Origin of the sequence: Variovorax pasteuri, from assembly GCF_051216435.1 — a bacterium.
Classification (GTDB): domain Bacteria; phylum Pseudomonadota; class Gammaproteobacteria; order Burkholderiales; family Burkholderiaceae_C; genus Variovorax.
The window spans coordinates 295,381-318,253 of sequence record NZ_JBPJZS010000003.1 but is presented as its reverse complement, the minus strand read 5'-3'; the positions used below and the strand labels follow the sequence as shown (position 1 = coordinate 318,253).

23 protein-coding genes are annotated in these 22,873 nt (G+C 69.7%); 14 read left to right on the top strand and 9 right to left on the bottom strand.

What is annotated here, in order from left to right:
• Positions 1–21 precede the first annotated feature (21 nt).
• The 6 genes from ACSFBM_RS15010 (at position 22) to ACSFBM_RS14985 (ending at position 7,887) form a co-directional block, all read left to right on the top strand.
• The gene (locus ACSFBM_RS15010; protein WP_435485048.1) at positions 22–1,062 is read left to right on the top strand and encodes a branched-chain amino acid ABC transporter permease; all 1,041 of its coding nucleotides are present in this window, start codon (positions 22–24) and stop codon (positions 1,060–1,062) included.
• Position 1,063: 1 nt separating this feature from the next.
• A complete protein-coding gene (locus ACSFBM_RS15005) occupies positions 1,064–2,875 on the top strand; it encodes a branched-chain amino acid ABC transporter ATP-binding protein/permease (RefSeq protein ID WP_435485047.1) in 1,812 nt (603 codons plus the stop codon).
• 165 nt (positions 2,876–3,040) lie between these two features.
• A complete protein-coding gene (locus ACSFBM_RS15000; RefSeq protein WP_435436984.1) occupies positions 3,041–3,778 on the top strand; it encodes an ABC transporter ATP-binding protein in 738 nt (245 codons plus the stop codon).
• Between the two features lie 37 nt (positions 3,779–3,815).
• On the top strand, positions 3,816–5,543 hold the full coding sequence (locus ACSFBM_RS14995; RefSeq protein WP_435485046.1) for a tannase/feruloyl esterase family alpha/beta hydrolase: 1,728 nt from the start codon (positions 3,816–3,818) through the stop codon (positions 5,541–5,543).
• Positions 5,544–5,574: 31 nt separating this feature from the next.
• Positions 5,575–7,332 carry an acyl-CoA dehydrogenase family protein gene (locus tag ACSFBM_RS14990; protein ID WP_435485045.1) on the top strand — a complete coding sequence of 586 codons (1,758 nt, stop codon included), beginning with the start codon at positions 5,575–5,577 and terminating at the stop codon, positions 7,330–7,332.
• A 63-nt stretch (positions 7,333–7,395) separates the two neighbouring features.
• On the top strand, positions 7,396–7,887 hold the full coding sequence (locus ACSFBM_RS14985; RefSeq protein ID WP_435485044.1) for a MarR family winged helix-turn-helix transcriptional regulator: 492 nt from the start codon (positions 7,396–7,398) through the stop codon (positions 7,885–7,887).
• A 19-nt stretch (positions 7,888–7,906) separates the two neighbouring features.
• Here ACSFBM_RS14985 and ACSFBM_RS14980 read toward each other — a convergent pair whose 3' ends face one another.
• Positions 7,907–8,560, bottom strand: coding sequence for a TetR/AcrR family transcriptional regulator (locus tag ACSFBM_RS14980; protein ID WP_435485043.1), 654 nt, complete (start codon positions 8,558–8,560; stop codon positions 7,907–7,909).
• Positions 8,561–8,691: 131 nt separating this feature from the next.
• On the opposite strand from ACSFBM_RS14980, the gene ACSFBM_RS14975 reads away from it, so the two are divergent.
• The 4 genes from ACSFBM_RS14975 to ACSFBM_RS14960 all read left to right on the top strand — a co-directional run bounded on the left by ACSFBM_RS14975 (position 8,692) and on the right by ACSFBM_RS14960 (position 11,638).
• On the top strand, positions 8,692–9,138 hold the full coding sequence (locus ACSFBM_RS14975; RefSeq protein WP_435485042.1) for a VOC family protein: 447 nt from the start codon (positions 8,692–8,694) through the stop codon (positions 9,136–9,138).
• A gap of 52 nt (positions 9,139–9,190) precedes the next feature.
• Positions 9,191–9,718, top strand: a complete 528-nt coding sequence (locus ACSFBM_RS14970; RefSeq protein ID WP_435485041.1) for an SRPBCC family protein — start codon at positions 9,191–9,193, stop codon at positions 9,716–9,718.
• A 32-nt stretch (positions 9,719–9,750) separates the two neighbouring features.
• Entirely contained in the window at positions 9,751–11,211 is a 1,461-nt protein-coding gene (locus ACSFBM_RS14965) for a DHA2 family efflux MFS transporter permease subunit (RefSeq protein WP_435485040.1), read from the top strand.
• A gap of 67 nt (positions 11,212–11,278) precedes the next feature.
• Positions 11,279–11,638, top strand: a complete 360-nt coding sequence (locus ACSFBM_RS14960; protein ID WP_435485039.1) for a DUF1428 domain-containing protein — start codon at positions 11,279–11,281, stop codon at positions 11,636–11,638.
• Positions 11,639–11,683: 45 nt separating this feature from the next.
• Here the strand turns inward: ACSFBM_RS14960 and ACSFBM_RS14955 are convergent, their stop codons facing one another.
• Entirely contained in the window at positions 11,684–12,442 is a 759-nt protein-coding gene (locus ACSFBM_RS14955; RefSeq protein ID WP_435485038.1) for a sulfite exporter TauE/SafE family protein, read from the bottom strand.
• Between the two features lie 127 nt (positions 12,443–12,569).
• Positions 12,570–13,409, bottom strand: coding sequence for an intradiol ring-cleavage dioxygenase (locus ACSFBM_RS14950; RefSeq protein WP_435436974.1), 840 nt, complete (start codon positions 13,407–13,409; stop codon positions 12,570–12,572).
• 177 nt (positions 13,410–13,586) lie between these two features.
• Between ACSFBM_RS14950 and ACSFBM_RS14945 the strand changes: the two genes are divergently transcribed.
• Entirely contained in the window at positions 13,587–14,516 is a 930-nt protein-coding gene (locus tag ACSFBM_RS14945; RefSeq protein ID WP_435485037.1) for a LysR family transcriptional regulator, read from the top strand.
• Between the two features lie 127 nt (positions 14,517–14,643).
• On the top strand, positions 14,644–15,117 hold the full coding sequence (locus tag ACSFBM_RS14940; RefSeq protein ID WP_435485036.1) for a DoxX family protein: 474 nt from the start codon (positions 14,644–14,646) through the stop codon (positions 15,115–15,117).
• A gap of 23 nt (positions 15,118–15,140) precedes the next feature.
• Here ACSFBM_RS14940 and ACSFBM_RS14935 read toward each other — a convergent pair whose 3' ends face one another.
• A complete protein-coding gene (locus ACSFBM_RS14935) occupies positions 15,141–15,881 on the bottom strand; it encodes a Crp/Fnr family transcriptional regulator (RefSeq protein ID WP_435485035.1) in 741 nt (246 codons plus the stop codon).
• 56 nt (positions 15,882–15,937) lie between these two features.
• On the opposite strand from ACSFBM_RS14935, the gene ACSFBM_RS14930 reads away from it, so the two are divergent.
• The gene (locus tag ACSFBM_RS14930) at positions 15,938–17,599 is read left to right on the top strand and encodes an adenylate/guanylate cyclase domain-containing protein (protein WP_435485034.1); all 1,662 of its coding nucleotides are present in this window, start codon (positions 15,938–15,940) and stop codon (positions 17,597–17,599) included.
• Between the two features lie 113 nt (positions 17,600–17,712).
• Positions 17,713–18,069 (top strand): alpha/beta hydrolase, encoded by a 357-nt coding sequence (locus ACSFBM_RS14925; protein ID WP_435485033.1) that lies wholly within the window; start codon positions 17,713–17,715, stop codon positions 18,067–18,069.
• Between the two features lie 24 nt (positions 18,070–18,093).
• Here ACSFBM_RS14925 and ACSFBM_RS14920 read toward each other — a convergent pair whose 3' ends face one another.
• From ACSFBM_RS14920 to ACSFBM_RS14900, 5 genes are all read right to left on the bottom strand, one after another.
• Positions 18,094–19,155, bottom strand: coding sequence for a maleylacetate reductase (locus tag ACSFBM_RS14920; protein WP_435485032.1), 1,062 nt, complete (start codon positions 19,153–19,155; stop codon positions 18,094–18,096).
• Positions 19,156–19,249: 94 nt separating this feature from the next.
• Positions 19,250–20,320, bottom strand: coding sequence for an RNA 3'-terminal phosphate cyclase (rtcA, locus tag ACSFBM_RS14915; protein WP_435485031.1), 1,071 nt, complete (start codon positions 20,318–20,320; stop codon positions 19,250–19,252).
• Positions 20,317–21,186: a nucleotidyltransferase domain-containing protein gene (locus ACSFBM_RS14910; RefSeq protein WP_435485030.1), complete on the bottom strand. Its 870-nt coding sequence runs from the start codon at positions 21,184–21,186 to the stop codon at positions 20,317–20,319. Before ACSFBM_RS14910 ends, rtcA begins: the two co-directional genes overlap by 4 nt.
• The gene (locus ACSFBM_RS14905; RefSeq protein WP_435485029.1) at positions 21,183–22,169 is read right to left on the bottom strand and encodes a ribonuclease Z; all 987 of its coding nucleotides are present in this window, start codon (positions 22,167–22,169) and stop codon (positions 21,183–21,185) included. The genes ACSFBM_RS14910 and ACSFBM_RS14905 overlap by 4 nt, the downstream gene beginning before the upstream one ends.
• 11 nt (positions 22,170–22,180) lie before the next feature.
• A complete protein-coding gene (locus ACSFBM_RS14900) occupies positions 22,181–22,819 on the bottom strand; it encodes a zinc-ribbon domain containing protein (RefSeq protein WP_435485028.1) in 639 nt (212 codons plus the stop codon).
• Positions 22,820–22,873: the final 54 nt, after the last annotated feature.

Genomic DNA, 22,873 nt, shown 5'->3' with positions numbered 1-22,873 from the left:
CAGCCGCAACAGACACAAGCCATGGATTTCTCGATCGCCAGCATCCTGACGCTGGACGGCCTCACCAATGGCGCGATCTATGCCCTGCTGGGCATGGGCATCGTGCTCGTCTTCACGGTGACCCGCGTCATCTTCATCCCGCAGGGCGAATTCGTGGCGTACGGCGCGCTGACGCTGGCAATCTTCCAGACCGGCAAGACGCCGGGCACGGTGTGGCTGCTGCTCATCCTGGCTGGCGTTGCCGCGCTGATGGACCTGGTCACCACCTGGCGCCACAGCGGCAGGGCGGCCAGCGGGCTGAAGGCGGCGCTGCGCACCTTCGCGGCGCCCGCCATCATCTGCGCCGTGTCGGCCTGGGCCGGTCCGCGCAACCTGCCGATCGGCGTGCAGGCATTGCTCACGGTGTTCATCGTCACGGCCTTCGGGCCGCTGGTGTACCGCGTGGCCTACCAGTCGCTGGCGGGCGCGAGTTCGCTGGTGCTGCTGATCGTCTCGGTCGGCGTGCACTTCGCGATGACGGGGCTGGGCCTGCTGTTCTTCGGCGCGGAGGGCTTTCGCAACCCGCCGTTCTGGGACGAGCGCATGGCGCTCGGTCCGCTCAACGTGAGCGGGCAGGCGCTGATTATCTTCGGCGTGTCGGCGGCGTTGATCGTGCTGCTGTGGCTGTTCTTCGAGCGCAGCCTGTACGGCAAGGCGTTGCGCGCGACGGCGGTGAACCGCCTGGGCGCGCGGCTCATGGGCATCTCGACGCAGGCTGCGGGGCAACTGACTTTTGCGATGGCGGCGCTGATCGGCGCGCTGTCGGGGCTGCTGATCGGGCCGACGACCACGGTGTTCTACGACTCGGGCTTTCTCATCGGGCTGAAAGGCTTCGTCGCCGGCGTGATCGGCGGGCTCGCCAGCTATCCGGGGGCGCTGCTCGGTGCCCTGGCCGTGGGCGTCATCGAGGCGTTCGGCTCGTTCTGGGCCAGCTCGTTCAAGGAAGTGATCGTGTTCACCATCATCCTGCCGGTCTTGCTGTGGCGCTCGCTGACCAGCGGCCATTCGGACGAGGAGCATTGACATGGAAGCGCTCCTGAACCCATCTTCGGCCCGCGCGCCCGACAAGAGCGCGCTGCGCACCTGGGGCCCGCTCGCGCTGATCCTGGTGCTGATCGCGCTGCCGTTCCTGCCGCTGCCCGACTTCTGGATCATCCAGCTCAACTACATCGGCATCTACACGCTGCCGGTGCTCGGCCTGGTGCTGCTCACCGGCGTGGGCGGCCTCACCTCCTTCGGGCAGGCGGCGTTCGTGGGCATCGGGGCGTACACCACCGCCTACCTCACGGTGAACACCGGCCTGTCGCCGTGGGTCACGCTGTTCATCGGGCTCGCGCTCACCGGCCTCAGCGCCGCCTTCATCGGCGCGATCACGCTGCGCATGTCGGGGCACTACCTGCCGCTGGCCACCATCGCATGGGCGCTGTCGCTGTACTACCTCATGGGCAACCTCGACGCGCTGGGCAAGTACGACGGCATCCTGGGCGTGAAGGGGCTGTCGCTGTTCGGCTTCGAGTTCGGCCAGCAGCGCCTGTTCTACGGCGTGGTGTGGGCGTTCGCGATTCTGGCGGCGTTCGCGGTGATTCGCCTGCTCGACTCGCGCAGCGGCCGCGCCATCCGTTCCCTGGCGGGCGGCTCGCAGATGGCCGAGGCCATGGGCGTGAACACGCTGCGCTTCAAGATCGGCATCTTCGTGCTGGCGGCCATGCTCGCCTCGATCTCGGGCTGGCTGTTCGCGCACTTCCAGCGCACGGTGAACCCCTCGCCCTTCGGGCTGAAGATGGGCATCGAGTACCTCTTCATGGCGGTGCTCGGCGGCGCGGCCCATGTGTGGGGCGCCATTGCCGGCGCGGGCATCGTCAAGCTGCTCGAAGACCAGCTGCAGGTGCTGCTGCCCAAACTCATCGGCACGGCCGGCAGCTACGAGCTGATCGTGTTCGGCATCATGATCGTGCTGGTGCTCAAGTACCTGCCCGACGGGCTCTGGGCCTTCGTCGACCGGCGCCTGCCGCGACCGCGCCGCAGCGTCGACTGGCAAGGCGCCAAGGACCTGCCCGCGCGCACCAAGCCGGCCCCCGGCGAGGTGGTGCTCGACGTGCAGGCCATCCGCAAGACCTTCGGCGGGCTGGTGGCGGTGAACGACATCAGCTTCCAGACGCGCGCCGGCCAGATCGTCGGCCTCATCGGGCCGAACGGCGCGGGCAAGTCGACCACCTTCAACCTGGTGACCGGCGTGCTGGCCCTGTCGGGCGGCGCGGTGCGCTTCCGGGGCGAAGCCATCGGCGGCCTGGGCGCGCGGCAGATCGCGCGGCGCGGCGTGTCGCGCACCTTCCAGCACGTGAAGATGGTGGCCGACATGACGGTGCTGGAAAACGTGGCGCTGGGCGCGCACCTGCGCGGGCGCAAGGGCGCCGTGGCCGCCATGCTGCGCATCGACCGCGCCGAAGAGCGCGCGCTGTTCCGCGAGGCCGAGCGCCAGTTGCAGCGCGTGGGCATGGGCGACCACCTGCACGAGCTCGCGGGCAACCTGGCCATGGGCCAGCAGCGCCTGCTGGAAATTGCGCGCGCCCTGTGCGCCGACCCAGCCCTGCTGCTGCTCGACGAGCCCGCGGCCGGCCTGCGCCACAAGGAAAAGGAAGCGCTGGGCCAGGTGCTGCGGCAACTGCGCGGCGAAGGCATGAGCATCCTCCTGGTCGAGCACGACATGGGGCTGGTGATGGACATCTGCGACCACATCGTGGTGATGGAATTCGGCACGCACCTGATGGAGGGCACGCCCGCCGAGGTACAGAACAGCGACAAGGTGCGCGCCGCGTACCTGGGCACGGAACACTAATATGAAGCACTCCCCCAGGCTTCGCGCACTTCGTGTCGCTTCTCCTTCCCCCTCGCCGGGGGCAACACTGGCGGCCCGGCAAAGCCGGTTCCGCGGTGTTCCTGGCCTTTGCCCCTGCCGGTTTCATGCATCGTGCGTCACACGCAGCGCGTTGGAGCATCCGAGATGAAAACACCCCCCTTGCTCCGCATCCGCGACCTGCACGCCGGCTACGGCCGCGCCGAAGTGCTGCACGGCATCGACCTGAAGGCCGACCAGGGCAGCGTCGTCACCGTGATCGGCCCGAACGGCGCCGGCAAGTCCACGCTGCTCAACGCGCTGATGGGCGTGCTGCCCGCCAAGGGCGTCATCGAGTTCAAGGGCCAGCCGATTGCGGCGCTGTCGCTCGAAGAACGCGTGATGCTCGGCATTGCGCTGGTGCCCGAGAAGCGCGAGCTGTTCGGCACCATGCCGGTAGAAGACAACCTGGTGCTCGGCGCCTTCCGCCAGGTGCGGCTACGCAACAAGCAATGGCGCGACCGCATCGACGAGGTCTACACGCTGTTCCCGCGCCTGAAGGAACGCCGGGCGCAGCTGGCCGGCACGCTCTCGGGCGGCGAACGGCAGATGCTGGCGGTGGGCCGCGCGCTGATGTCGCGCCCCACGCTGCTGATGCTCGACGAACCCAGCCTGGGCCTGGCGCCGCTGGTGGTGCAGGAAATTTTTCGCACGGTCGACGCACTGCGCGCCACGGGCGTGACCATCCTGCTGGTGGAGCAGAACGCGCGCGCCGCGCTCGAAGTGGCCGACCACGGCTACGTGCTCGAAATGGGCAGCGTGAGCCTCGAAGGCGAAGCGAAGAAGCTGGCCGTCGACTCGCGCGTGATCGACACCTACCTGGGCGCAGCCAAGAAGGCGGCCTGACACCAAGACGCCGCAGCGTTCGCGGCAAGGAGACGACATGACACTGCAACGCCACCTTCCCCTTGGCCTGTGCGCGACCGCGCTCGGCGTTGCCGCATTGCTCGCGGCGTGTGCCAGCCGTGCCCCAGCGCCGCATGCACCGCTGGCCGCCGCACGCCCCGGCACGCTGCAGGCGTGCACCGACCTGGCCGCCCGCGCCGCGCTGCCGGGCACGGTCTACACCTCGGTCACCGACGTGCCGGCCGGCACCGTCACGGTCGGCGGCGTGGCCATGGCCGCGCCCGCGCACTGCCTGGTGCAGGGCCGCATGAACGAACGCACGAGCCCCGTCGACGGCCAGCGCTACGCCATCGGCTTCGAGATGCGGCTGCCTGCCGCCTGGAACGGGCGCTTCTTCTACCAGGCCAACGGCGGGCTCGACGGCGTGGTCGTTCCCGCACTCGGCGGCATCGGCGGAGGCGGCCCGCGCAGCAGCGCGCTGCAGATGGGCTTTGCCGTCATCAGCGCCGACGCGGGCCATGCCGGCGCGATGGGCCCGCGCTTCGGGCTCGACCCGCAGGCGCGGCTGGACTACGGCTACAACGCCGTCGCGCAGCTCACGCCGATGGCCAAGAACCTCATCGCCAAGGCCTACGGCCGCGGCCCCGACCGCTCCTACTTCGGCGGCTGCTCCAACGGCGGGCGGCACGCGATGGTGGCGGCGGTGCGATCGGCCGACCAGTACGACGGCATCCTCGCGGGCGACCCCGGCTTCAACCTGCCGAAGGCGGCGGTGGCGCAGCTCTACGGCGCGCAGCAGTACGCGGCCGTTGCGCGTGCGAAGACACCCACCGGCGACCCCGACCTGCAGAGCGCCTTCACGCCCGCCGAAATGAAGCTGGTGGCCGAGAAGGTGCTGCAGCGCTGCGATGCGCTGGACGGCCTGGCCGACGGCATCGTGTCGAACGTGCAGGCCTGCAAGACGCGCTTCGACATCCAGACCGCGGTGCCCACGTGTGCAGTGGGTGCACGCGACGGCATGTGCCTCAGCGCACCGCAGAAGAATGCGCTCGCCAACGTGTTCAAGGGCGCGCGCAACAGCGCGGGGCAGCCGATCTACAGCAGCTTCCCGTTCGACGCGGGCGTGAGCGGCGCCAACTGGCGAGAGTGGAAGTTCGCGAGCCCGCCCACGCGCGACGCGGGCGCCGTGGCCTTCATCTTCAGCACGCCACCGCAGGCCGACCGGCGGCAGGGCCTGCCCTTCGCGCTCGGCTTCGACATGGACCGCGATGCGCCGCGCATCGCGGCCACCGACGGCGTGTTCCGCGAATCGGCGCTGTCGTTCATGACGCCGCCTCAAGCCTCCAACCTGGGTGCGCTGCGCGACAAGGGCGGCCGCATGATCGTCTACCACGGCACCAGCGACCCGGTGTTCTCGTCCGACGACACCGCCGCCTGGTACGAGCGCGTGCAGGCCGCGAACGGGGGCGATGCGTCTTCGTTCGCGCGCTACTTCCCGGTGCCCGGCATGAACCACTGCGCGGGCGGCCCGGCCACCGACCAGTTCGACATGCTGAGCGCGCTGGTCGACTGGGTCGAGCAGGGCAAGGCGCCCGCCTCGGTCACCGCCTCCGCGCGCGGCCCGGGCACGCCGGTGCCCAATGCCGAAGTGCCGGCCAGCTGGTCGGCGCAACGCACGCGGCCGCTGTGCCCCTACCCGCAAGTCGCCACCTACGCCGGCGGCGACACCGAGCGCGCCAGCAGCTTCGTCTGCAAGGCCCCCTAGTTCCCGAACCTGTGCCGAACCCGAGCCCCCGATGGATTACCAGCCCCGCCCCGACGACATCCGCTTCCTGCTGAACGCCGTGCTCGACGCGCCCGCGCGCCTGCGTGCGCTGGCGCCCTTCGCCGAAGTCGACGAGGCGCTGCAGTCGCAGGTGCTCGAAGAGGCCGGCCGCTTCGTCGGCGAGGTGGTGGCGCCGATCAACCGCGGCGGCGATGAAATCGGCTGCCGCTTTGCAAATGGCGAAGTCGTGTCGCCACCCGGCTTTCGGGAGGCCTACCAGGCCTTCGTCGATGGCGGCTGGCCCGCGCTGTCGGCCGCCACGCAAGACGGCGGCCAGGGCCTGCCGGCGGTGCTCGAAGCCGTGCTCTACGAATGGCTGGCCGCCGCCAACCATGGCCTCACGATGGCGCCCGGCCTGCTGCATGGCGCCTATGCCTGCCTGAAGCACCACGGCAGCGACGCGCTGAAGCAGCGTTACCTGTCGAAGATCGCGACCGGCGAATGGCTCGCCACCATGTGCCTCACCGAGGCGCATGCGGGCAGCGACCTGGGCCAGGTGCGCACGCGCGCCGTGCCCCAAGCGGATGGCAGCCTGCGCGTGAACGGCGGCAAGATCTTCATCTCGGGCGGCGAGCACGACCTGACGCCGAACATCGTGCACCTGGTGCTGTGCCGCCTGCCCGATGCGCCCGCGGGCCCCAAGGGCCTGTCGCTGGCGCTGGTGCCCAAGCTGCTGCCCGACGGCGCACGCAATGCGGTGCACTGCGAGCGCATCGAGGAAAAGATGGGCCTGCACGGCAGCCCCACCTGCACGATGCGCTTCGACGACGCCACCGGCTGGCTGGTCGGCGAGCCCGGCCGCGGACTGGCCGCGATGTTCGTGATGATGAATTCGGCGCGCCTGCATGTGGCACTGCAGGGCATCGGCCTGCTCGACGCCGCCTGGCAGAAGGCCGACGCCTATGCCGCCGAACGCCGCCAGATGCGCGCGCCCGGCCCCGTGCCCGCGAGCCGCGGCAGCGAAAGCGCCGACCTGATCGCCGAGCACCCGGCCGTGCGCCGCATCCTCGACACGCAACGCGCCTGGATCGACGGCGCGCGCACGCTGGCCTACCGCAGTGCGCTGATGCTCGACGTGGCCGCGCACGACGCCGACCCCAAGGCGCGCGAGCGCGCGCAGCGCTGGTGTTCGTTCGTCACGCCGGTGCTCAAGGCGGCCTGCACGCAGCAGGCCTTTCAGGGCGCGAGCGAATGCCTGCAGGTGTTCGGCGGGCACGGCTACGTGCGCGAATGGGGCATCGAGCAGGTGGTGCGGGACGCGCGCGTGACGATGAACTACGAGGGCACCAACGAGATCCAGGCCATCGACCTGCTGGTGCGCAAGGTGCTGCCCGACGCCGGCGCGGGCATGTCGGGCGTGCTGCTCGAGCTGCGCGACACGCTCGACGCCTCGCGCGAGGCCGATGCCGACGTGCAGCGCCGGCTCGCGCAGCTGCGCTACCTGGGCACCACCGTGGCCATGGCCGCGCATGCCAACCCGGTGCTGCCGTACGAAGTGGCGGACGACTACCTGCGCGTGACGATGCTCACGATGATGGCGTGGGCCTGGGCGCGCATCGAGGCGGTGGCGCCCGAGGACGCGGGCAAGGCTCGCTCGGCGGCTGCCTTCCGGCGCTGGGTGCTGCCCGAGTTCGAGATGCGCCTGGGCATCGTCAAGAAGGCCTGCGAGACGGTGGCGCTCACGCATTCGGCGCAGCAGGTGGGGGAGCGCCCCGGTGTCGCGCAGTAGCCATCGGGCGGCGGACCGGGTGTCCGGGGCATTCTGGGCGTCGCGGGCGGTTAGGCTCGGGCCATGGCGTCTTCCTCGAAATCCGTTCCCGCAAAGGGCGAGCTGAGCATGGCCTCGCAAGCCAAGTCAGACCGGCTCGATGCCCGCATGCTCGAAACCCTGGTCGGCTACAACGCGCGGCGCGCATGGCTCATCGTCACCGACCTCTTCTCGGAACGCATGGCGCCCTACGGGCTCAAGCAGATCGACTTTTCAGTGCTCTCGCTGCTGGCGCACAACCCGGGCGCCACGTCGCGCCAGCTGTGCAACACGCTGGACATCCTGCCGCCCAACCTCGTGAGCCTGGTGGCCACGCTGGACAGCCGCGGCCTCATCGAGCGCCGGCCGCATCCGCACGACGGGCGCGCCGTGGGCCTGCACCTGACGCCGGCCGGCGAGACATTGATCCGCGAGGCCGAGCAGGCCGTGGTGCAGCTGGAAGCCGAAGCCAGCGCCAGGCTCAGCGCACGCGAGCGCGAGACGCTGATCAAGCTGCTGCAGAAGATCTACCTCTAGGCCTTGCAGCGCCCGGCTTCTAGAGCCCGCGCTCGACCATGTCGATGAGGCGCTGGCCCAACGGCTGGATGACCTCGGCGCCCATGCCGCGCAGCGGCCCGTCGATGATGAGCAACGCCAGCCCGTGCACGGCCGACCACGCGAGGTACTCGGCGTTCGGGCGCCGTGCCGGGTCGAGAACGCCGGCATCCACGAGCCGGTCGATGGCCTTGCCCAACAGCTGGAAAGGGTCCATCCCGCTCGCGCCGGCCTTGTCGGGGCCGACTTCGCCGCGGCCTTCGTCGGAAATCACGAACGCGGTGCGAAACAGGCCCGGTTCGGCCTGCGCGAATCCCAGGTAGGCGGTGCCGATGGCGCGCACCTGCGCGCGCGCGAAGTCGGCGGGCGGCTGGTCGCAGGGCAGCACGGCCAGTTCCTTTTCCATCGCGCCCGCCGCCGCGGCCAGGGCCGCCCCGCGCACTGCCAGCAGCAGTTCCTGGCGGCTGCCGAAATGCCGGTACGCCGCATTCGGCACCACGCCCGCGCGCCGCGTGGCTTCGCGCAGCACCACCGCGTCGGGGCCACCGTCGCGCGCCAGTTCGATGCCCGCATCCAGCAAGGCCCGGCGCAGATCACCGTGGCGATAGGTGCTGCGGGCGGCAGGCAGGCTTTCAGGGACGTTGTTGAGCTTCATCGAAATTCCATGTGGACACTGTCCATTATCCCTGCTATTCTTTGTGGACGGTGTACACAAAGTAATCAGATGGTTTGCGGCCATGACACCGGGGCCTGCCGACCCACCCCCATCCTTCCAAAGGAATTGCCATGAAAGTCCAGTCCTACCTCTCGTTCGAAGGCCGCTGCGACGAAGCGCTCGGCTTCTACAAGAAGGCGCTCGGTGCCCAGGTCGTGCAGCTGATGCGCTACAGCGAGGCCCCTCCCGCACCATCGTCCCCGCCCTCGGACAACGCCGACGCCAGCTGCGGCGGCGCCATGCCCGCCGGCGACAAGGTGATGCACGCGGTGGTGCGCATCGGCGAGACCGAACTCATGGCCTCCGACGGCCGCTGCTCGGGCCAGGCCGAGTTCAAGGGCGTGATGCTCGCGCTCACCGCCAGCACCGACGCCGAGGCGCGCCAGTGGTTCGACGCGCTGGCCGACGGCGGCCAGGTGCTGCAGCCGCTGATGCCCACCTTCTTCACCTCCAGCTTCGGCATGCTGAACGACCGCTTCGGCCTGGGCTGGCTGCTGGTGGTGCATCAACCCGGCTGATCCATCGCCGCACGCCTTTCACTTTCATACACAGCCTCCAGAGACGCTTTCCATGCTCAAGACCATCGCACTCGCCATCGTCGTCGCAGTCGCCGCGCTGCTGATCTTCGCGGCCACCCGGCCCGGCACCTTCCGCGTCGAACGCACCGCGCGCATCGACGCACCGCCCGAGAAGATCTTTCCGCTGATCGACGACTTCCACCGCTGGGGCACGTGGTCGCCCTACGAGAAGCTCGACCCCGCCATGAAGCGCAGCTTCGGCGGCGCCGCCAGCGGCAAGGGCGCCACCTATGCCTGGGAGAGCGACGGCAAGGCGGGTGCGGGGCGCATGGAGATCGTGGAGTCGACGCCTGCGTCGAAGGTCGGCATCAACCTCGACTTCACCAAGCCCCTGGAAGGCCACAACCTCGCGGAGTTCACGCTGCAGCCCCAAGGCAACGCGACCCAGGTCACCTGGTCGATGCAGGGAGAGAGCCCGTACATCGCCAAGCTCATGGGCATCTTCTTCAACATGGACCAGATGATCGGCAAGGACTTTGAAGCTGGCCTCGCCAATCTGAAGGCCGCCACCGAAAAGTAACCGAAGCGACGCTTCGAGGAGTTCCACCTCTCATGACTGCGCAACCCGACAACCGCAAGCGCTGGCTCGCCTTGATGGTGCTGTGCCTGGGCGTTCTGATGATCGTGCTCGACACCACCATCGTGAACGTGGCGCTGCCCTCCATTCGCACCGACCTGGGCTTCAGCGAGACCTCGCTGGTCTGGGTGGTGAACGCCTACATGCTGACCTTCGGCGGCTTCCTGCTGCTGGGCGGGCGCCTGGGCGACCTGTACGGACACCGCCGCGTGTTCCTCGCGGGCCTGGTGCTGTTCACGCTGGCTTCGCTGGCCTGCGGGGTGTCGACCTCGCAGGGCCTGCTGGTGGCGGCGCGCGCGGTGCAGGGGCTGGGCGGCGCGGTGGTGTCCGCCGTGTCGCTCTCGCTCATCATGAATCTCTTCACCGAACCGGCCGACCGCGCCAAGGCCATGGGCGTGTACGGCTTCGTGTGCGCGGGCGGCGGCAGCATCGGCGTGCTGCTGGGCGGCCTGCTCACGAGCACGCTGAGCTGGCACTGGATCTTCCTGGTGAACCTGCCCATCGGCGTGGCCGTGTACGCGCTGTGCGTGGCGCTGCTGCCCGGCGCGCGCGGCCATGCGCACGGCGAGAAGCTGGACGTGGCCGGCGCGGTCACGGTCACGCTGTCGCTGATGCTCGCGGTGTACGGCGTGGTCAACGGCAACGAGGCCGGCTGGGGCTCCGCGCAGACGCTGGGCCTGCTGGGCGCGGCCGTGGTGCTGCTGGCCGCGTTCATCGCCATCGAGTCGCGCGTGCGGCATCCGCTGATGCCGCTGGGGCTGTTCCGCCTGCGCAGCGTGTCGGTGGCCAACGTGGTGGGCGTGCTGTGGGCCGCGGCCATGTTCGCGTGGTTCTTCATCTCGGCGCTGTACATGCAGCTGGTGCTGAACTACACGCCGATGCAGATCGGCCTGGCCTTCCTGCCGGCCAACGTGATCATGGCGGTGTTCTCGCTGGGCCTGTCCGCCAGGATCGTGATGCGCTTCGGCATCCGCAAGCCGCTGGCCGCCGGGCTGTGGCTCGCGGCCATCGGCCTGGCACTGTTCGCGCGCGCACCGGTGAACGGCAGCTTCGTGGTCGACGTGCTGCCCGGGATGATGCTGCTCGGCCTGGGCGCGGGCATGGCGTTCAACCCGGTGCTGCTGGCGGCCATGAGCGAGGTGAGCCCCACCGATTCGGGCCTGGCCTCGGGCGTGGTCAACACCGCCTTCATGATGGGCGGCGCGCTCGGGCTGGCCGTGCTGGCCAGTGCCGCGGCGGCGCGCACCGCGTCGATGGAAGCGGCCGGCGCGCAATTGCCGCTGGCGCTCACCGGCGGCTACAACCTGGCGTTTCTCGTCGGCGCCGTGTTCGCGGCGGCCGCGGGCCTCATCGGGGTGTTGCTGCTTCGCTCCGCCATGCCGGGGCCGACGCAGAACAACGAAGAAGCAGCACCCCGCGGCACGGCGGCCTCATGAGCAGCACGCCATGCAAGTGCCGCTTTTCTTCCTTCAACGTTTCCACTCTTTGTTCAGGAGATGCACCATGGCCCGCTATGTAGACGGATTCATCGTCGCCGTTCCCACCGCCAACGTCGAGGCCTACCGCAAGCTCGCGCGCAAGGCCGGCAAGGTCTGGATGGAATACGGCGCGCTCGAGTACGTGGAGTGCATCGCCGACGACGTGAAGCCCGGCAAGCTCACCTCGTTTCCGCAGAGCGTGAAGCAGAAGGCCGACGAGACGGTCGCCTTCTCCTGGATCACCTACAAGTCGCGCAAGCACCGCGACACGGTGAACGCCAAGGTCATGGCCGACCCGCGCATCGCGTCGATGGACCCGAAGACCATGCCGTTCGATGCGAAGCGGATGATCTTCGGCGGCTTCAAGTCGATCGTCGAGTACTGAGCTCGCCCCCGGGCTGCATCCCGAAGGGGCGTGGCTGCGCCGGCCTCAGGCCAGGAACCCGTCGTAGACGAGCTTCAGGCCGGTGAGCAGCATGCCCAGGTACACGAAGCGATAGAACCACGTCGCATCGATGCGACGCGCAATGCGAATGCCGACCCACACGCCGAAGGGCGCGATCGGCATCAGCACCAGCGAGGTGGCCAGCGTGCGCAGGTCGATCAGGCCGAGCCACGCATACGGGACCCACTTGCTGAGGTTCACCACGAAGAAGAAGTACGCCATGGTGGCCGTGAACACCACCGGCGTGAGCCGCAGCGGGATCACGTAGGCGTTGATCGGCGGCCCGCCCGCATGCGCGATGAAGCTGGTGAAGCCCGACACCGTGGTCAGCACCGCGCCCACGCCGCGCGAGGGCAGCGGGTCGTCGGGCTTGGGAGGGAACAGCAGGCGCTGCGCCAGGAACAGCAGCGTGAACACGCCCACGATGCCCGCCACCGTGTGCGCCGACAGCATGCGAAACAGCAGCGTGCCGATCACCGTGCCCAGCAGGCCGAACGGAATCAGGAACTTCAGCAGCGAGCGGTCGAAGTCGCGCCGGAACGCCGCCAGGCCCAGCACGTCCATCAGCAGCAACAGCGGCATGAGGATGGCGGCCGCCTGCGGCACCGTGACGGCCAGCGCCATCATCGGCACCGCGAGCGAACCGAAGCCGGCGCCGAAGCCGCTCTTGCTGATGCCGAGCAGCAGCACGGCGGGAATGGCGACCGCATAGAAATGCGGGTCGGTGATCAGGGGAAAGGCCATGGGAAAACGCAACGCAGAAAAAAGCCCACCGGGGCGGCGGGCTCGGCGAGCGTAGCAGGATGAGGCCACGCCCGCTGGCCGGGCGGCGATCGCCTTTCGCGCAGGGCCTGCAGGGCGCTGGCGCTACTCAGGCCGGCTGCTTCAAGGGGTTCAGCACGAAGTCGAAGTCGAGCCGCCAGCGGCCGTCGGCCTGCTGTGTCCACGGCGCCACCAGCGACTGGCGCACCGCGAACACCGCGTCGGAGTCGAGCCACTGGTCGCCGTCGCGGAACACGTGTGTGATGAGCGGCTCGTAGCCCGGCGCCTCGATCTTGAAATGCAGGTGCGCGGGCCGCCACGGGTGGCGCCTGGTGGCGCGCAGCAGGTCGCCCACGGGGCCGTCGACCGGAATGGGGTAGGCCTCGGCCAGCACGCTGCGAAAGTGCAGCGAGCCGTCGGGTGCGGTGCGCAGGCGGCCGCGGTTCTCGGAGTGGTCGAGCCCTTCGTGCTGCACGTCGTAGTGGCCGCCCTCGTCGGCCTGCCACACGTCGACCACCGCGCCGGCCACCGGCTCGCCGCCCAGGCCGCGCACCGTGGCATGCACGTCGCAAGGCGCACCGGCGGCACCATTGGCCACGTCGGCGCCCTGCTCATACTCGGGGGCGCCCTCGAAGTAGAAGGGGCCGAACACGGTGGCCTCGGTGCAGCCGGCGGGCTTGTCGTTGTTCATGGCGATGGTGAGCATCGACAGGCCCAGCACGTCCGACAGCAGGATGAACTCCTGGCGCTTGTCGTCGCACTTCTGGCCGGTGGCCGTGAGGTACTGAATGCCCTGGAACCACTCTTCCTCGGTGAGCTTCACCTCGCGCGCGAAGGCGTGCAGGTGCTGCACGAGGCTGGTCATGATCTCGTGCAGGCGCGGACTGGGCGTGTCGGCGAAGCGCGCGAGCACGGCCTGCGTGATGTTGTCCTGGTTGAGGTTGCGCATCGTGGTTGTCTCCATGGATCTCGGGGGTACGGCGCACTGTAGGCCCCGGCCGTATCCCCTGGAAGCACCCGGGGCGCAAATGATTTTTCCGCCCAGCGGAACGGTCGGCCCCGGCACTGCGCCAAAATCCCCCGGCCCGACAAAAGACAAGGCCGAAAAGCCCGGAGACACACGCCCATGGACCGCTGGACCGAGATCGCCCTGCTCGTGCAGATCGCCGACGCAGGCAGCCTGAGCCGCGCGGCCGAGGCGCTGGGCCTGTCGAACGCCGCGGCCAGCCGCCACCTGAGCGCGCTCGAGGCCCGGCTGGGCGCACGGCTGGTGGAGCGCAACACGCGCCGCCTGTACCTCACCGACACCGGCCGCGAGTTCTGCGGCCGCGCACGGACCATCCTGGCCGACCTTTCGGACGCGGAATCGACGGTGAACGCCACCGCGCTGAACCCGACCGGCGTGCTGCGCGTGACGGCGTCCCTTTCTTTCTCGATCCACCACATCGCGCCGCTGCTGCGCGAGTACACGCAGCGCTACCCGGGCGTGACGGTGCACGTGGAGGCGGCCAACCGCTACTTCGACCTGATCGACAACAACATCGACGTGGCGATCCGCACGCGCGAGTACGAGCCCGACTCGAACGTGACGATCCGCCGGCTGGGCGAGACGCGGCGCATCCTGGCGGCGTCGCCGCGCTACTTTGCGCAGCACGGGTTTCCGAAGACGCTGGACGAGCTCGCGCAGCACAAGCTGCTGATCTACACCCACGCCAACAACCCGAACGAGCTACGCTTCAGCCGCGCGGGCGAGACCCGCACGGTGTCGGTCACCGGGCTGCTGGAGTCGAACGACGGCCAGGTGCTGCGCGCCGCCGCGCTCGACGGCATGGGCATCCTGGTGCAGCCGACCTACATCGTCTACGACGACATCGTGGCCGGCCGGCTGGTGCCCACGCTGGACGACTGGGACCTGCCGCACCTGACCATCAACCTGGCCTACCCGAGCCGCAAGCACCTGTCGGCCAAGGTGCGCAGCTTCATCGACTTCATGGCGGCGCATTTCCAGAAGATGGACTACGAACGCAAATGGACCGGCCACTTCGGCAGCCACTGAGCGCGCCAGGCGGCCTTTGCGCCAAAACATGTGCGTAAACGCACATCCCGCATTGCGGCAGCTGCGCACACTGGAAGCGCAACCGCCGCATTCCGTGGCGGACCCTTCCCGTTTCCAAGGATCTGCCATGAACACCCAGGCTGTAGCCGCCAACACCCCGCGTGCGCCGATCGCATCGTCGCTGTCCGCCCTGTCCCCGACCAACACCGACGACGCCGGCAAGCTGGTGATCCGCCTGACGGTCGGCTTCCTGGTGCTGCTGCACGGCATCTTCAAGCTGTCGGCCGGCGTGGGCTTCATCGGCGGCATGCTGGCCAAGGCCGGGCTGCCGGGCGGGCTGGCCTACCTGGTGTACGTGGGCGAGATCGTCGCGCCGCTGCTGATGATTGCCGGCGTCTTCACCCGCGCCGCCGCAGCGGTGGTGGTCATCAACATGCTGGTGGCCTTCGGCCTGGTGCACATGGCCGACCTGTTCGCGCTGGGCAAGCAAGGCGGCTGGGCGCTGGAACTGCAGGGCCTGTACCTGTTCGGCGCGCTGACCGTGGTGCTGCTGGGCGCGGGGCGCTTCAGCATCGGCGGGCGCAACGGCCGCTACAACTGAGCTGCCACTGAGCGCCTTGCGGCTCAGCCGGCGTCACCCCTGACCTGCGAGACCATCAGCTCCAGGCGGGCCACGTCGGCCACCAGCAGGGCCTTGTCGTCCTTGCGCAGCACGCCGCTGCGCACCAGCACGTTGAGCTCGCGGGTCACCTGCTCGCGGTTGGTGCTGATCTGGCTGGCCAGCGCCGCGTGCTTGGGCGCCGGCGCCAGCCGGGCCTGGTTGCCTTCGATGCCCGCAGCACGGGCCAGGCGCAGCAGCTCGGCATGCAGCCGGTTCTGCACGCCCAGGGTGCTCAGGTCGATCACCCGTTCGGACAGCTGGCGCACCAGCGAGGCCAGCCGCTGCATCACCCGCTCGGCCACCAGCGGCTCGTCGCGCAGCAGGGCCATGAAGGCAGCGCGGTCCAGGCTGGCCACCACGCTGGGCTCCAGCGTGACCACGTCGGCGGAGCGCGGGCCGCCGTCGATGGCGGCGATGTCGCCGAAATGCTCGCCGGCCTCGGAGTCGCGGAAGGTCACCTGCCGGCCGTTGGCCGAATAGGTCGTCACCCGCACCCGGCCCGAGACCAGCAGGAACACCTCGCCCTGCTGCTCGGCACGCAGCAGCAAGGGCTTGCCCGCCTCCACGCTGTGCCACAGGCACTGCTGGGCCAGCAGGTCCAGGCGCCGGTCGGGCAGGCCCTGGAGCAGCGCGACGTGGCGCAGCGCGAGGCTGGAGCGCGGAGCCGCGGAAGAAGAAGAGGGTTCGGGTTCGGGTTTGGCCATGCCGGGGGTCGGTGGGGGCGCGCGCATTATGCTCGGGTGCCGTTTCGAACCCGTTCATGGACAGACGTTCCCACCCCTCCCTTTTTTCGCTGAGAACGCCCACACGGCGCAATCTCCGCTGGGTGAGCGGCCTGGTGCTGATGGCCTACATCACGTTCCACCTGCTGAACCATGCGCTGGGCATCTATTCGTTCGCCGCGGCCGAGACGGTGCTGCGCGGCGTGCAGAAGTTCTGGCACAGCCTGCCCGGTACCGCGCTGCTGTACGGCGCGGCCGCCACGCACCTGGCGCTGGCCGTCGTCGCGCTGTGGGAGCGCCGCACGCTGCGCATGCCGCCGCTCGAAGGCCTGCGCGTGCTGCTGGGCTTCGCGCTGCCGCTGCTGCTGGCCACGCACCTCACGGCCATGCGCGGCGCCTACCTGGCCTACGGCATCGAAGGCTCTTACGTGCGCGTGGTCTGGGGCCTGTGGGACTGGCAGGGCGCCGCCGCGCAGCTCGGCATGATGCTCGCGGCCTGGGCGCACGGCTGCCTGGGCCTGCACTTCGCGCTGCGGGTGCAGCCGGCGTACCGGCGCTTCTCGCACCTGCTGCTGGCCGTGGCGGTGGTGTTGCCGCTGGCGGCGGCGATGGGCTTCGTGTCGATGGGGCGCGAGTTCCAGTGGGCCGGCGTGCCGCCGGTCGTGCTGCCGACGCCCGAGCAGGGCCAGGCGCTGAACACGGCTGAAAGCTACATCAAGTGGATCTACGGCATGGCGCTGCTCGCCCTGCTGGCCGCACGCTGGGGGCGCAACGGGTTCGCGCGCTGGACGCGCCAGCCCTCGGTCACGCTGCGCTACCCCGGCCGCACGGTGCAGGTGCCGCGCGGCTGGAGCGTGCTGGAGGCGAGCCGCTCGCACGGCATCGACCATGTGTCGATCTGCGGCGGGCGGGCGCGCTGCTCCACCTGCCGCGTGCGCGTGGCCGGCCCGGCAGAGCACATCGGCGAGCCGGGCCGCGACGAGCAGCGCACGCTGGAGCGCGTGCGCGCACCGGGCGACGTGCGCCTGGCCTGCCAGCTGCGCCCGCGCGGCGACATCGAGGTGACGCCGCTGTTCGCGCCGCGGCCCCACGAAGGCCGGCCCGCGCCGGTGGGCAACTTCGGCCGCGAGCGCGACGTGGCGATCCTGTTCGTCGACCTGCGGCGCTGGTCGGGCCTGTCGGAGCGGCAATGGCCCTTCGACCTGGCCTATGTGCTCGACCGCTACTTCGCCACCGTGGGCGCCGCCGTGCGCGAGAGCGGCGGCGTGCCCAACCAGTTCATCGGCGACAGCGTGATGGCGATCTTCGGGCTCGAGGGCGACCTGCCCACGGCCTGCCGGCAGGCGCTGCGCGCCACCGAGTTGATCGGCGAGCGCATGGACGCATGGAGCGAAGGCTTCGAGGCCCAGTTCGGCCAGCGGCTGGAGTTCGGCATGGGCCTGCACGCGGGCCGCGCGGCGGTGGGTGAAGTGGGCTACCTCGAAACCACCACCTTCACCGCCATCGGCGAAGTGGTGAACACCGCGAGCCGGCTGCAGGACCACTCGAAGATGGCTGCATCGCGGCTCGTCGTGTCGCTGTTTGCCGCCGAGCAGGCAGGCGTGGCCGGGTCGATGGGCACGCCCGAAATGCTTGCCGTGCGCGGCCGCTCCGAACCCCTCCCGGTGCTGTACCCACCGCAGGCGCCAGTCCCCCGGTAATCGCCGAAAGCGGTGCGCAAACGCACATCGCCAACCACGATGCGGTTTCACACTGCATACCGTGGCAACGACGAATGTCCGCCGCCCACAGAGACAACCAAGGGACTCTCACCATGAACACCAAGCAACTCATCGCCATCTCCGCCGCCGCCCTCGCCATGCTGGGTGCGGCCGGTGCACACGCCGAGACCTACGAAGGCGTGCACGCCGTCACCTCGTACGCCAGCCGCGCCGACGTGCAGGCCGAAGCCGTGGCCGCCGCGCGCACCGGCAACCCCTATTCGGACAGCGCCGCCGAAGGCACCGTGGCCGTCAACTCCACGCTCGAGCGCAGCGCCGTGCGCGAGCAGGCCGTGGCCGCTGCCCACAACCCGCTGCAAAGCCTGGACCGCCGCGCGTTCTACCGCGACCAGGTGCCCTCGGCCTACAACAAGCCGACGGTGTCGTTCACGCGCCAGGCCGGCCTGTAAAACGCCACGCGGCCCTGCCGCGAATCAGGGCCGCACACCCTCCCAGGCGTTCTGCAGCAAGGCACGGATCGCATCGCGCGCCAGAGGGCGCGGGTTGGGATACTGCTTCTGCAGCGCATGCGCGCAGGCCAGGTCGAGGTCCGATTCCTTCATGCCGATGTCGCGCAGCGCGACCGGCGCGCCGTTGTCGCGTGCCAGGTCGTACACAGCCTGCGCGGCGCTGCTTCCGCCCAGCGCCTTCACGATGCGGGCCATCGCATGCGGCGCCGCCTCGGCGTTGTAGGCCAGCGCATGCGGCAGCACGATGGTGTGCGTCTCGGCATGCGGCAGGTTGAAGCTGCCGCCCAGCGTATGGCACAGCTTGTGGTGCAGCGCCATGCCCACGTTGCCGAGCACCGTGCCGCACAGCCAGGCGCCGTAGAGCGCGTCGCTGCGCGCGCCCAGGTCCTTGGGCGTGGCGCGGATGGCGGGCAGTGCGCGGCCCAGCGCGGCAATGCCTTCCTGCGCCATCAGGTCCATGACCGGGTTCGAATCGACCGCGTAGAGCCCTTCGGCTGCGTGCGCGATGGCGTTGATGCCGCTGGTCACGCTCATGCCCACGGGCAGCGTCAACGACAGCTCGGGGTCGTAGATCACGGTGCGCGGCAGCACCTTGAAATCTTTTCCCGTCTTCTTCATGCCGGCCTCGGTGATGCCGTAGATCGGCGTCATCTCCGAGCCCGCGTAGGTGGTCGGAATGGCCAGGATCGGCAGGCCCGAGTCGAGCGCAATGGCCTTGCCCAGCCCGGTGGTCGAGCCGCCGCCGATGGCCACGGCACAGTCGGCGCCCAGGCGCTGCGCCACCTCGCGGGCTTCACGCGCGGTCTCGATGGGTACGTGCATCACCGCGCGGTCGAACACGCCGGCCGCGTGCGCGCCCAGCATGTCGGCGATGCGCTCGGCCTGCGGCCGCTGCTCGGGCGTGGACAGCACCAGCGCACGCCGCGCGCCCAGCGCGTCAATCTCGCGCGCCAGGTGCTGCAGCGACCCGGCACCGAACACCACCCGCTGGGGAACGCTGTTGTAGATGAAGGGCTGGAGCGGCATGGTGCTGTCTTTCTGCGGGGGAATCGTGCGTCCACGCGAGTGTTCACGCGCGCACGGTCCCGTTCAACCCCACGGGCGGAAAGGAGTTTTCCGTTCAGCGGGCTGAGCCTGGGCGAACGGGTTTGCCTTCAAGCGGCGCGACCTGCACCGTGCAAGCCTGGCGGCTTTCGGTGATGGCGAAGCACACCGGCAGGAAGCGCTCGATCACCGCGCAGTTGGTGCGCGTGTGCTCCGTCACCTCGCTGCAGGTGAAGGCGCAGGCCTTCTGCCCCTGCCACGCGGCAAGCGCCAGCAGCAGCGCCAGCTGATCGGCCAGGTGCGGACCGACCGCCGCCTCGCTCTTCTGGTATTCGCGCAGCTCCTTCACCAGCCCGTGCGCCACCTGCTCGGCGCTCAGTGCCTTCTCGCCGAAGGCCGTGAACACCTCGGTGACGTGCTCATAGGCCAGCGTGGCCAGCAGCGCATTGCCCGGGCCCTCGTTCTGCCTCGCCGTGCCGAAGCGCAGCTGCTCGCCCGACCAGCCCATCGCACTGCCCAGCGTGTCGAGCTCGCGCGTCGGCACGTGGCGCGGCAGGCCGGGGGCCAGGCATTCCGCGTAGCCGGACTGGTGCGCGCCGCGCGCCATCAGGTCGAAGGGCTGCAGCGCGCCGGCCGCCGGCACGATGAGCGCGTCGACCTCGCCGCCACCGGCTGGATAGAAACCGCAGCGGCGCAGCGTCAGCTGCAGGTCCGCGCCCAGGCGGCGCACCAGCGGCACAAAAGCGCGCTCCAGGAAATGAAAGGGTGGCGCCATCGGGTTGTGCGTGCCGCCGCTCAGGTGCACCGTGCTTGGCGTACCGGCCAGCAGCAGAGGCGGCAGCACCGTCTGCAGCACCAGCATGCAGCTGCCCGCGCTGGCGATCGCAAAGCGGTACTCGCCCGCGCGCACCGGGCCGGGCACGAAGCGCAGCGACTGCGAGCCGAGCTCGGCTCCGTCGACCTGCGCACCGCTGATGGCCGCGGCGGCGTTCACGCAGGCCAGGTGCTGGCGCATGAGGCCGGGCTTGGCGCGGCCCGCGCGGATCTTCTCGATCGACAGCGGCTGGCCCGTGGCCACCGACAGCGCGAGGCTGGTGCGCAGGATCTGGCCGCCGCCCTCGCCTTGCGAGCCGTCGAGCTCGATCATGCGCGGCCTCCTTCGCCTGCAACCGTTGCCCTTGCCCCCGCCGCCGCATCGAAGCGCAGCACCGTCTCGCAAAGGAATGCATCCAGCCCCGAACCGTCGGCCGACGGCAGCGGCGTCACCGGCTCGGCCGCGTTGGCCGCCAGCTCGGACTCGATGAACGCATGGATGCCGGGCCAGCGCGGGCTGGTCGCGGCTTCGCCGGCGCGCATCTTCACCTCGAGCAGCGCGTTGATCTCGTCGATCAGCGCGGCGTCGCGCACCGCATCGAGCGTGCCCTGCGCCAGGTCGGCGAAGCGCATCGGCGGCACGCCGGGCTGTGCGCGGATCCAGCGCGCGGCCAGCAGCGGGCGCAGCACGTAGAGGTACTTCTTGTAGCGCACCTCGTCGGCCTGCAGGTGCTCGCGAAAGTTCTTCTTCGCCATCGAGGCGTAGTGGTGCCAGCCGCGCGCGTTGGAAAACACCGCCTCCGACAGCGCACGAAAACGCGGCATCGCCACGGCGTCGTCGCGGTACACGATGGGCGAGCGCAGCCATTCGAGCAGCGTCGGGTTCGACTCGCGCATCAGGCCCAGCGCCTTGCGCAGGTCCCAGCCGTTGATGTCGAGGTCGCCGCTGATCGGCACTTCGATCACGTCGCGGCGCGGCTGCACCGTGAGGTACCACGGCAGGCGGTTGACGTAGATGAAGCGCACGTCGTAGTCGCTGTCGGGCGAGGCGAAGCCCCAGCCGCGGCTGCCGGATTCGCAGGCGAAGAGCACGGTGACGTCGTGCTTCGCTTCGATGTCGCGCAGGTTGTCCATGATCTGCGCGCGCATGGCGGGCGCTATCGGGTGGTCGGAGCGCAGGAATTCTTCGGTGTTGTTCATTGGTCTTCTCCCTTCTTCGTTTTTTCTTCTTGCGCACGCGCCACGGTCACCGTGCCGGCACTGTCAAGCGCAAATACATCCAGGTCGTTGGCCAGGAACGCATGGCCGCGGTAGTGCGCCTGCGTCTCGGCCATCAGCGCCGCCATGCCTTCGTCGTTCTGGTGGCGCGCGCTGAAATGCGTGAGCACCAGGTTCGGCACGCCGGCGGCCTGCGCGGCTTCGGCCAGCAGGCGCGCCGAGCTGTGCATCGGGCCGGGGCCGACCTTGTCGAGCACGTCCTGCGTGTAGGTGGCCTCGTGCACCAGCAGTTGCGCGCCCTGGCAGGCGTCGTGCAGCAGCGCGGGCGCGGCGTTGTCGCCGCCCAGCACGGCGGCCGCGGTGTCGACCTGCGTCTCGGCAAAGTCGGCACTGCGCAGCAGCTTGCCGTTGAACGGCACATCCTCCCCGGTCTGCAGCGCGCGCCACGCGGGGCCGGGCGGCAGGCCGGTGGCCTTGAGCGCTTCGGCCTTCAACCGCGCGCGACGGGTCTGCACCTGCACGCGGTAGGCGTGGCTGGGCACGCGGTGGCGCAGCACATGCCGCTCGATGCGCACGCCGGGCGCCTCGTACACCAGCGCCTGGTCTTCGACGTCCACGTGCTCCACCTCGTACGGCAGGTGCAGGTCGGTCAACGCGCGCGTGGCCTGGAACCACTGCCACACGGGCAGCGGCGCGATCAGCTTCAGCGGGCGGGTGCGCTTGCCCATGCCCGCGCTCGCGAGCAGGCCCGGCAGGCCGTAGCAATGGTCGCCGTGCACATGCGTGATGCAGACGGCGGCCATGTCGTGCAGGGACAGCGGCGTCTGCAGCAGACGGTGCTGCGTGCCTTCGCCGCAGTCGACGAGGAACCAGTCGGCGCCGAGCACGGTTTGAACGGCGAGTCCGGACACGTTGCGGTGCCGCGTGGGGGTGCCTGAAGAGGTTCCCAGAAAAGTCAGTTTCATCATCACGTCGATCACTCCCTGCGCATCAGCGCGCTTGCGGCGGCGTCTGCGGCGACGCGCTCCCAACCAAAGTATCGGCGACCGCCTTGCGGGCGGTTCGCCATCAGTGCACGGAGCTTTTCAAGCTGCGCTTCGCCACCCCAGCGCGCCATCGTCTGGATCGCCACGACACGCAGGCTCCACCATTTGCTTTGCAGCGCCGCATCGACTTCGGCCAACGCTTGCGCGCAGGGCTTCATGTCGCCCAGCACGCGCAGGCGATCGGTCTGCTCGCCCAGAAGGTTCGCGCCCGGTCCCGCATTGCGCAAGCGCGCGCGGCGCTCGCGGCGGCAAGCCAGGCAGCGCACGGCGCGGCTGTCGATGGGGCCGTGCACCGTCTCGTACCACCACTTCTGCTGCTTGGCGGTCCACACTTCTTCAGCGCCGCAATCGCGGCAGGTGAAGGGGCGCGCGAGGTAAGACGCCGGCAGCGGCCCGCAGGTGTTGTTGTACCTCTGCAGCACGGACCGGTCCGCGGGCTCGCTGTTCGATTCATCACCGTGCGACCAGGGCTTCAAGGCGCCTTGCGCACAGCGCCGCGCAGTCAGCGTGGCAGCGCGCTGCAGGCGATGCGCCTTGATTTCGGCGCGCCGCTGCTTGTTGCTTTTCATTTTTTTTCAACCTCCGTCGACCAGCGCTGCGAAGGCGGCCCCAACGACTCACCC